This window comes from Streptomyces sp. Z26 (assembly GCF_003665095.1).
Lineage (GTDB): Bacteria > Actinomycetota > Actinomycetes > Streptomycetales > Streptomycetaceae > Streptomyces > Streptomyces phytohabitans.
Window position 1 is genome coordinate 2,275,863 of the sequence record NZ_RCHV01000002.1, and the last position, 9,138, is coordinate 2,285,000.

Consider the following 9,138-nt stretch of genomic DNA (forward strand, 5'->3'; position numbering starts at 1 on the left):
TCCGTGAAGAAGCCGCCACTGGGCCTCAACCGCCCGAGCTTCGAACCCTCGGACGGCTGACTCCCCGTGCCGCTCCCGTCCGTACGCGGTCGAGCGGGGCCGATCCCGGACATGTCAGCCAGGCCCGGCCTTGTACCCCACGCCGCGCACGGTGACCACGATCTCCGGACGCTCGGGGTCCTTCTCCACCTTCGAACGCAGCCGCTGCACGTGGACGTTCACCAGCCGGGTGTCGGCGGCGTGCCGGTAACCCCAGACCTGCTCCAGCAGCACCTCGCGGGTGAAGACCTGCCAGGGCTTGCGGGCGAGCGCGACCAGCAGGTCGAACTCCAGCGGGGTCAGGGCGATCGACTGCCCCTCCCGCTTCACCGAGTGCCCGGCCACGTCGATCACGAGATCACCGATGGCGAGCTGCTCCGGCGCGGGCTCCTCCGACCTGCGCAGCCTGGCGCGGATACGGGCGACCAGCTCCTTCGGCTTGAAGGGCTTGACGATGTAGTCGTCGGCGCCCGACTCCAGGCCGACGACCACGTCGACGGTGTCCGTCTTGGCGGTCAGCATCACCACCGGCACACCGGACTCCGCCCGGATCAGCCGGCACACCTCGATGCCGTCCCGGCCGGGCAGCATCAGGTCGAGCAGCACCAGGTCGGGCTTGGTCTCACGGAAGGCCGCCAGCGCCTTGTCACCGTCCGCCACGAACGACGGCTCGAACCCTTCGCCGCGCAGCACGATGCCGAGCATCTCCGCCAGTGCCGTGTCGTCGTCGACGACGAGAACGCGTCCCTTCATGAGTTCATCATCCCATTACCCGATCGTGACTCTCCTGATAGTGACATGGAACACAGCTCCTGGATTCCGTTCTCCGTGACGGGCGACACCACGCCACGCTCCGTGACCAACGCGCTCACCAATCCCGGCGGCGTCACGTCGAACGCCGGGTTGTACGCCGCCGAACCCGACGGGGCGACCGGCACCCCGCCCGTCGTCCCCGCCGCCGGGGAGGGAAGCTCCGTCACCTCACGCGCGTCCCGCTGCTCGACGACGATCGCCGCACCGTCCGGCGTCTCCGGATCGACGGTGGTCACCGGCGCCACCACGAGGAAGGGCACCCGGTGGTGGCGGGCCAGCACCGCCAGCGGATAGCTGCCCACCTTATTGGCCACCGAGCCGTCCGCCGCTATCCGGTCGGCGCCTATCAGCACCGCGTCGACCTGCCCCGCCGCGAACAACGACCCGGCGGCGTTGTCCACCAGCACGCTGTACGGCATCGCCTCCCGCGCCGCCTCGTACGCCGTCAGCCGCGCCCCCTGCAACAGCGGCCTCGTCTCGTCCACCCACAACTGCCGCAACCGGCCCGCCCGGTGGGCCGCCCGCACCACGGCGAAAGCCGTACCGTGCCCGCCGGATACCAGCCGTCCCGTGTTGCAGTGGGTGAGCAGCCGCAGATCGCCCGTCGGCAGCAGTTCCTCCAGGAGGGCCAGGCCGTGCCCCGCCATCCGGTCGCTCGCCTCCGCGTCCTCGCGGTGCAGGTCCTCCGCCTCCGCGAGTGCCGCCGCCGCTGCCTCCGCCGGGTCCGCCCCGCGCGCGACGGCGCCGTCGTACGCCCGTTCGGCCCGCCGCACCCCGTACGCGAGGTTCACCGCGGTGGGCCGCGCCTCGGCGAGCAGCCGAGCGGCCTCCGCGACGGTGTCGCCCCGTGCCGCGGCCAGCGCGACACCGTACGCGCCCGCGATGCCGAGCAGCGGTGCCCCCCGTACGGCGAGCGAACGGATCGCCGCGACCAGCGCGGGTACGTCGGCGCAGACCAACTCCGCCTCTTCCGCGGGCAGTCGGGTCTGGTCGAGAAGCACCAACGCCGGGCCTTCGGGCGGTCTCGCCCAGCGCGCGACGGGCACATGCTGATCACTCATCCGCACAGTCTGCCCCCAAAACCCGGGCCGCTGAAGGCGGGAGAAGGCGACAGGCTCCGTCCCGCGCCGTCCGCCCCCGTGGCACGATGGCTGACAACCAGGCGAAGGAGTAGGAGAAGCATGAACGACACTCCGGGCTGGGCTTCGCCCGGATCCTCCCCGTCCGACCCCTCGGACGACCGTGAGGACAAGCCGTCGGACGCTCCGCGGAAGACACCCCCCGACGGGCAGGCACCGGCTGATCCTCCCCCTTCCAACTGGTCGGCACAGCAACCGCCGCCCGCCCAGGGCCCCGGCTGGGGAGCGCCCCCGACCCCGCCCCCGTACGGGCAGCAGGGCTGGGGCAACTGGAACAACGCCTGGAACCAGCCGCCGCCCGCCGCCCGCCCCGGAGTCATCCCGCTGCGCCCGCTCGGGATCGGCGAGATCCTCGACGGCGCCGTGGCCAGCGCCCGCGCCCACTGGCGTACGGCCCTGGGCATCGCGCTCGGCGTCGCCGTCGTGGTGCAGTGCGCCTCGACCGTCGCCAGCGGGATCTGGCTGCGCGACAACTCCAGCCTGGAAGCGTTGGAGAGCAACCAGGAGCCCAGCAGCGACGAACTGGCCGACGCCCTGACGGGGACGCTCAGTTGGGCCGGAGTGGAGCTGCTGGCCACGGTCTTCGGCACCGTCGTGGCCACCGCCATGCTCACCATCGTCGTCAGCCGCGCCGTACTGGGGCGGCCCGTGACGACGCGGGAAGCCTGGCGCGAGGCGAGGCCGCGGCTGGGCAGCATGCTCGGTCTCACGCTGCTCGTACTGCTCATCGTCATGGGCGCCGTGCTGGCCGGCTTCACCCCCGGCCTGCTGATCGCGTTGGCGGGCGCGGAAGTGGGCGGAAGCCTGCTCGCGGTCCTCGGTGGCCTCGCCGGAACGGTCGCCGCGGTCTGGCTCTGGGTGCGCTACTCGCTGGCGGCGCCCGCCCTGATGCTGGAGAAGCAGGGCGTCACCGCCGCGCTGCGCAGGTCCGCGAAGCTCGTGCACAACAGCTGGTGGCGGACGTTCGGCATCCAGCTGCTCGCGGTACTGCTGGTGACGGTCGTCGGGTACATCGTGCGGATTCCCACCACCGTCGTCGCGTCGATCGTCGACGGCGACGGCATGGGCGGCGTGCTCTCCGCGACGGACCTCTCCGTCTCCTGGACGTACCTGGCCATCATCGGCGTCGGCGCGGTGCTCGCCTCCACCGTCACGCTCCCGCTGAGCGCGGGCATCACCGCCCTGCTCTACATGGACCAGCGGATCAGGCGCGAGGCGCTCGACCTCGAACTCGCCCGCGCCGCCGGGGTGGACGACGCCGCCGCTCCGCCCTCCGCGGGCCCGCCGCCGGGGAGTTGACGTGTTCGCGAGGGGGTCGGCCGGGGCGGCCCTGCGTACGGCGGCGGGCCCGCGTACGCACCCCCTCGCGAGCGGTACGGACGGCACACCTCCGGTGACCGTCCCCCGTGACCCCGCGCGCCGCGCGGCGGAGGACGAGCTGTCCGACCCCGCGTACCACCAGGACGACCCCGGCCTCTTCCGCCGCGTACTGGACTGGCTCTGGGAGCACTTGGGCGACCTCCTCGGCTCCGCTGCCGACGCGTCGCCTGGAGGGGCCGTCGGACTGCTCGTCATCGGCGCCGTGGTCGTGCTGCTGGCCGTCACGCTGCGCGCGCGCCTCGGGTCCCCGAGGCCCGGACCCACCAGCCGTGACGGCGCGCTGTTCCCGGCCCGTGTCGGCACCGCGGCCGACCATCGCGCCGCTGCGGACGCGCACGCGGCGCACCACCGTTGGAACGAGGCCCTCCAGGAACGGATGCGCGCCCTCGTCCGCTCCCTGGAGGAACGCGCCCTGCTGGAGCCACGCCCCGGCCGCACCGCCGACGAAGCCGCCACGGAAGCCGGACTCGTACTCCCCGCCCACGCCACCGCACTGCACAGCGCCGCACGAGCCTTCGACGAGGTGACGTACGCGGCACGGGCCGCCGACGAGACGGCGTACGTACGCCTCCGCGACCTGGACGTCGCGATCCGCGACACACGCCCCGACACCGCACGGCCGCCGCGCCTCACCCCTGGACCCCGCCGGTGAGCACGACCGCGACCTCCCTGACGGGCCGCCAGGTCTGGGCACGCGCACGGGGCCTGCTGACCGCCGCGACCGTACTCGTGCTGGCCGCGCTGTTCATGGCGGCGGTGCGCTCGGGCGACCAGTACGCCGCGCTCGACCCGCGCTCTCCCGACGACGACGGCACCCGCGCCGCCGCCCGGGTCCTCGCGGACCACGGCGTCGACAGCAGGGTGGTCACCACCGTGGACGAGGCGGTGGCGGCAGCCGGACCGGACACCACGTTGCTCGTCGCCCGCCCGGACGACCTCGACCGAACGGCCCGCGCCGCACTTGCCGACGCCGCCGAGGACGGCGGACGAACGGTGCTCGTCGCCCCCGGCGCCCGCGCCGTCCACACTCTCGCCAAGGGCGTTCGCCCGGTCGACGGGCCCACCGCCGTGGAGCCGGCGACGCCCGACTGTGCGATGCCCGCCGCGAAGCGCGCGGGCGACGCGCACATGGGCGGCCGTCGCTACGACGTGCAGGACGAACGAGCCGAAGCGTGCTATCTGCGCCAGGAACTGCCCTCGCTGGTACGGGTTCCCGCCTCCGAGGGGACCGGCGACACGGTGCTGCTCGGCACATCCGAGCCTTTGCGCAACGACCGTCTCGACCAACTCGGCAACGCGTCGCTGACCCTGCAACTTCTCGGTTCCCGCCCGCATCTCGTGTGGTACCTCCCGTCCCTTTCCGACTCCGCCCCCACCGGGAACGGTGAACGCGGCTTCTTCGAACTCATCCCCAACGGCTGGTCCTGGGGAGCCCTCCAACTCGGTGTCGCCGCACTGCTGACCGCCGTGTGGCGCGCCCGCAGACTCGGCCCACTCGTCCCCGAACGACTCCCCGTGGAGGTCCGCGCCTCCGAGACCACGGATGGCCGCGCCAGGCTCTACCGCCAGGCGGACGCCCGCGACCGCGCCGCCGACAATCTGCGCGCCGCCGCCCGCACCCGTCTGGCCTCGCTCGTCGGCCTGCCCACCGCACAGGCCCACTCCCCAGAAGCCCTCACGTCCGCCCTCGCCGAGCGCGCGGAGAGCGACGGTATGCCCGACGCGACGCGGACACACGACTTGCTGTTCGGCCCGGCCCCCACCGACGACGCCTCGCTCGTCCGGCTCGTCGACGAACTCGACCTGATCGAGGCACGGTTCACGCGAGCCGGAGCACCGACCGATCCCACGACCACGCCGACGAAAGACAAGGACCGCACCACGTGAGCGACTCCTCCGCCGACAGCGCCCGCAGCTCACTGGAAACGCTGCGCACCGAGATCTCCAAGGCCGTGGTGGGCCAGGACGCCGCCGTGACGGGCCTTGTCGTCGCTCTCCTCTGCCGCGGCCACGTACTACTCGAAGGCGTCCCCGGCGTCGCCAAGACACTGCTCGTCCGCACCCTCGCGGCGTCTCTCGCGCTGGACACCAAGCGCGTGCAGTTCACGCCCGACCTGATGCCGAGCGACGTCACGGGATCGCTCGTCTACGACTCGCGCTCGTCCGAGTTCTCCTTCCAGCCCGGACCGGTCTTCACCAATCTGCTGCTGGCCGACGAGATCAACCGCACGCCGCCCAAGACACAGGCCTCCCTGCTGGAGGCGATGGAGGAACGTCAGGTCTCCGTGGACGGCACTCCCCGTCTGCTTCCCCACCCGTTCCTCGTCGTCGCCACCCAGAACCCCGTGGAGTACGAAGGGACGTACCCCCTGCCCGAGGCCCAACTCGACCGGTTCCTGCTGAAGTTGAACATCCCGCTTCCCACCCGTGAACACGAGATCAGTGTGCTGACCCGGCACGCCGAAGGCTTCGACCCCGGAGATCTCTCCTCCGCGGGTGTGCGCCCCGTGGCCGGTCCCGACGAACTCGACACCGCCCGCGCGGCTGTCAGCGAGACGTCGGTCTCCCCGGAAGTCACCAGCTATGTCGTCGATATCTGTCGTGCCACCCGTACGTCCCCTTCGCTCTCCCTCGGCGTCTCCCCCCGGGGAGCCACCGCCCTGCTCTGCACGGCTCGGGCCTGGGCCTGGTTGACCGGCCGCGACTACGTCATCCCTGACGACGTGAAGGCTCTTGCCCTCCCCACGCTGCGGCACCGCGTCCAGCTACGGTCCGAAGCCGAGATGGAGGGCGTGACCGCCGACAGCGTCATCCACTCACTGCTCGCACATGTCCCGGTCCCCCGCTGACGTCTCTGATCGGACTGATACTGACGATGGCGCTCACCGGACGCACCGCCCTCATCGCCGCCCTCGGCGCGCTGGTCGTCGGGCTCCTCCTCCCCGGCTTGCATGGCGTGCTCGCCGTGGAGGTCCCCCTGCTGCTGGCAATCCTGTACGACCTCATCCGCGCCGCGCCAGTGCGAAAGCTCCGGTTCATCCGATCCGGTGATACTTCAGTTCGACTCGGTGAACAGGCATCCGTCACGCTCCTCCTCACCAACCCCAGCGGCCGCACCCTGCGCGCCCGACTTCGCGACGCCTGGCCCCCGAGCAGCTGGTCGACCGGCGAAGCGCTCTCCGCCTCACGCCACGACGTGGCCGTCCCTCCTGGAGAACGACAGCGGATCCGCACCGTCCTCACCCCGACCCGTCGCGGTGATCGCCATGCGGACCGCGTCACCGTGCGCTCGTACGGGCCCCTGGGACTCGCCGCCCGACAGGGCAGCCACTCCGTGCCGTGGATTGTGCGTGTGCTCCCCGCCTTCACCAGTCGCAGACACCTGCCCGCCAAGACGGCCCGCCTCCGCGAGCTGGACGGCCGTACGAGCATCCTCACCCGCGGCGAGGGCACGGAGTTCGACAGCCTGCGGGCGTACATCCCCGGCGACGACACCCGGTCGATCGACTGGCGGGCAACCGCCAGGCAGACGACGGTGGCGGTACGCACCTGGCGACCCGAACGCGACCGTCGAGTCCTGCTGGTCCTCGACACCAGTCGCACGTCAGCGGGCCGCGTCGGCGACGCCCCACGCCTCGACGCGGCGATGGACGCGGCACTCCTGCTGACGGCGCTCGCCTCACGGGCCGGTGGCCACGTCGACCTCCTCGCGTACGACAGGCACGTGCGTGCTTCCGTACGGGGACGCAGGGCACAGGACGTACTGCCCGCGTTCGTGGAGGCGATGGCCAACCTCGAACCCGAACTCGTCGAAGCCGACGCACGGGGCCTGACTGCGACGGCGTTGAAGATGGCACGCCACCGTTCACTGTTGGTGCTGTTCACGGGACTCGAACCGGCTGCGGTGGAGGAGCAGTTGCTCCCCTCTCTGCCGCAACTCACCCAGCGCCACACGGTCCTGGTGGCGTCGGTCGCGGACCCGTTGCTGGAGAAGATGGCAGACGCCAGGGGCACAGTGGACGCGGTCTACGAAGCGGCAGCCGCCGCGAAGACCCAGGCCGAGAGAAGGCACGCGGCAGACCTGCTCCGCCGTCACGGTGTTCTCGTCGTCGACGCGACGCCGAACGACCTCGCTCCCACCTTGGCTGACGCCTATCTGGCGTTGAAGGCGGCTGGCCGCCTCTGACGCATTCCTGCTGCTACGGAACGGTGGAGAACCAGGCAGCATCTACGCGGATGTTCGCGGGGATGCGCAGGCATGCGAGAAGGGGCCGTGTCGGAAAATGCCCGACAAGACCCCTTCTCTCAATGATTGTTCGGCGGTGTCCTACTCTCCCACGAGGTCCCCCTCGCAGTACCATCGGCGCAGAAAGGCTTAGCTTCCGGGTTCGAAATGTAACCGGGCGTTTCCCTCACGCTATAACCACCGAAACCCAACCCAACACGCCGTATATGGCGGTTGTGGTCTCAGAAACCACACAGTGGACGCGAACATCTAAGGACAAGCCCTCGGCCTATTAGTACCGGTCAACTCCACCCATTACTAGGCTTCCATATCCGGCCTATCAACCCGGTCATCTCCCGGGAGCCTTAACCCCACCAAGGGGGTGGGAGCCCTCATCTCGAAGCAGGCTTCCCGCTTAGATGCTTTCAGCGGTTATCCTTCCCGAACGTAGCCAACCAGCCATGCCCTTGGCAGAACAACTGGCACACCAGAGGTCCGTCCGTCCCGGTCCTCTCGTACTAGGGACAGCCCTTCTCAAGACTCCTACGCGCGCAGCGGATAGGGACCGAACTGTCTCACGACGTTCTAAACCCAGCTCGCGTACCGCTTTAATGGGCGAACAGCCCAACCCTTGGGACCGACTCCAGCCCCAGGATGCGACGAGCCGACATCGAGGTGCCAAACCATCCCGTCGATATGGACTCTTGGGGAAGATCAGCCTGTTATCCCCGGGGTACCTTTTATCCGTTGAGCGACGGCGCTTCCACAAGCCACCGCCGGATCACTAGTCCCGACTTTCGTCCCTGCTCGACCCGTCAGTCTCACAGTCAAGCTCCCTTGTGCACTTACACTCACCACCTGATGACCAACCAGGCTGAGGGAACCTTTGGGCGCCTCCGTTACTCTTTAGGAGGCAACCGCCCCAGTTAAACTACCCACCAGACACTGTCCCCGATCCGGATCACGGACCCAGGTTAGACATCCAGCACGACCAGAGTGGTATTTCAACAACGACTCCACAACCGCTGGCGCGGCCACTTCACAGTCTCCCACCTATCCTACACAAGCCGAACCGAACACCAATATCAAGCTATAGTAAAGGTCCCGGGGTCTTTCCGTCCTGCTGCGCGAAACGAGCATCTTTACTCGTACTGCAATTTCACCGGGCCTATGGTTGAGACAGTCAAGAAGTCGTTACGCCATTCGTGCAGGTCGGAACTTACCCGACAAGGAATTTCGCTACCTTAGGATGGTTATAGTTACCACCGCCGTTTACTGGCGCTTAAGTTCTCAGCTTCACCAGAACGAATACTGATTAACCGGTCCCCTTAACGTTCCAGCACCGGGCAGGCGTCAGTCCGTATACATCGCCTTACGGCTTCGCACGGACCTGTGTTTTTAGTAAACAGTCGCTTCTCGCTGGTCTCTGCGGCCACACCCAGCTCACCAAGAAAATTGGATCACCAGACGTGGCCCCCCTTCTCCCGAAGTTACGGGGGCATTTTGCCGAGTTCCTTAACCATAGTTCACCCGAACGCCTCG

Annotated in this window: 7 protein-coding genes and 2 rRNA genes (1 of these 9 cut by a window edge); 5 read left to right on the top strand and 4 right to left on the bottom strand. The window is 69.3% G+C overall.

Annotated features, from left to right (window positions below; all coding sequences use genetic code 11):
* Positions 1-114: 114 nt before the first annotated feature.
* The gene (gene mtrA, locus D7M15_RS10095; RefSeq protein ID WP_121517204.1) at positions 115-792 is read right to left on the bottom strand and encodes a two-component system response regulator MtrA; all 678 of its coding nucleotides are present in this window, start codon (positions 790-792) and stop codon (positions 115-117) included.
* A complete protein-coding gene (gene mtnA, locus D7M15_RS10100; protein ID WP_121517205.1) occupies positions 789-1,913 on the bottom strand; it encodes an S-methyl-5-thioribose-1-phosphate isomerase in 1,125 nt (374 codons plus the stop codon). Before mtnA ends, mtrA begins: the two co-directional genes overlap by 4 nt.
* A gap of 120 nt (positions 1,914-2,033) precedes the next feature.
* Between mtnA and D7M15_RS10105 the strand changes: the two genes are divergently transcribed.
* Genes D7M15_RS10105 through D7M15_RS10125 form a run of 5 tightly spaced genes read left to right on the top strand, consistent with a single transcriptional unit; the run spans position 2,034 to position 7,557 of the window.
* Positions 2,034-3,290, top strand: a complete 1,257-nt coding sequence (locus D7M15_RS10105; RefSeq protein ID WP_121517206.1) for a glycerophosphoryl diester phosphodiesterase membrane domain-containing protein — start codon at positions 2,034-2,036, stop codon at positions 3,288-3,290.
* 31 nt (positions 3,291-3,321) lie between these two features.
* Complete coding sequence (locus tag D7M15_RS10110; RefSeq protein WP_121520530.1) at positions 3,322-4,023, top strand: DUF4129 domain-containing protein; 702 nt, start codon at positions 3,322-3,324, stop codon at positions 4,021-4,023.
* Positions 4,020-5,258 (top strand): DUF4350 domain-containing protein, encoded by a 1,239-nt coding sequence (locus D7M15_RS10115; RefSeq protein WP_121517207.1) that lies wholly within the window; start codon positions 4,020-4,022, stop codon positions 5,256-5,258. Before D7M15_RS10110 ends, D7M15_RS10115 begins: the two co-directional genes overlap by 4 nt.
* Positions 5,255-6,220: a MoxR family ATPase gene (locus D7M15_RS10120; protein WP_121517208.1), complete on the top strand. Its 966-nt coding sequence runs from the start codon at positions 5,255-5,257 to the stop codon at positions 6,218-6,220. The genes D7M15_RS10115 and D7M15_RS10120 overlap by 4 nt, the downstream gene beginning before the upstream one ends.
* 26 nt (positions 6,221-6,246) lie before the next feature.
* Positions 6,247-7,557: a DUF58 domain-containing protein gene (locus D7M15_RS10125; protein WP_121517209.1), complete on the top strand. Its 1,311-nt coding sequence runs from the start codon at positions 6,247-6,249 to the stop codon at positions 7,555-7,557.
* Positions 7,558-7,685: 128 nt separating this feature from the next.
* Here the strand turns inward: D7M15_RS10125 and rrf are convergent.
* Positions 7,686-7,802, bottom strand: a 5S ribosomal RNA gene (rrf, locus tag D7M15_RS10130).
* A gap of 66 nt (positions 7,803-7,868) precedes the next feature.
* Positions 7,869-9,138: ribosomal RNA gene (locus D7M15_RS10135) — 23S ribosomal RNA — on the bottom strand (it continues 1,859 nt past the right edge of the window).